At 66.4% G+C, this 583-nt stretch carries 1 pseudogene; it reads right to left on the bottom strand.

Annotated features, from left to right (window positions below):
• Positions 1 to 583: pseudogene (locus tag D8Y23_RS16605) on the bottom strand (alpha-amylase family glycosyl hydrolase); the annotation flags it as partial.

Here is a 583-nt window from a genome sequence, read left to right as displayed (position 1 = left end):
CGAGGTCGCGGAGCGTGAAGCCGTCGTGCGCGGTCACGAAGTTGATGGATGCCACGGGCCGACGACCCGAGTGCTCGTAGAGGTCGGCCGAGCCCGTGAGGCGCGATGCGAACTCGCCGAGCGCCTGCGGCTCGCCACGCCAGAAGTCACGGACCGTGTCGCGGTACTTGCCGTTCCACTCCGTCCACTGGGGCGGGAAGTTGCCGACCTGGTAGCCGCCGGGGCCGACGTCCCACGGCTCGGCGATGAGCTTGACCTGCGAGACCACCGGATCCTGCTGCACGAGTTCGAAGAAGGCGGCGAGACGGTCGACCTCGTAGAACTCGCGGGCGAGGGTGGATGCCAGGTCGAACCGGAACCCGTCCACGTGCATGTCGAGCACCCAATAGCGCAGCGAGTCCATGATGAGCTGCAGCGTGTGCGGGTTTCCGACGTTGAGGCTGTTGCCGGTGCCGGTGTAGTCGGTGTAGTAACGCTTGTCGTCGTCCTCGAGGCGGTAGTACGCCTCGTTGTCGATGCCGCGCATCGAGAGCGTCGGGCCCATGTGGTTGCCCTCGGCGGTGTGGTTGTAGACGACGTCGAG

The sequence above is a fragment of the Microbacterium enclense genome, from assembly GCF_004022425.1.
GTDB classification, from domain to species: Bacteria; Actinomycetota; Actinomycetes; order Actinomycetales; family Microbacteriaceae; genus Microbacterium; species Microbacterium enclense_A.
Note: the sequence above shows the minus strand (reverse complement) of the source record. Positions and strands in the feature narration are given on the sequence as shown.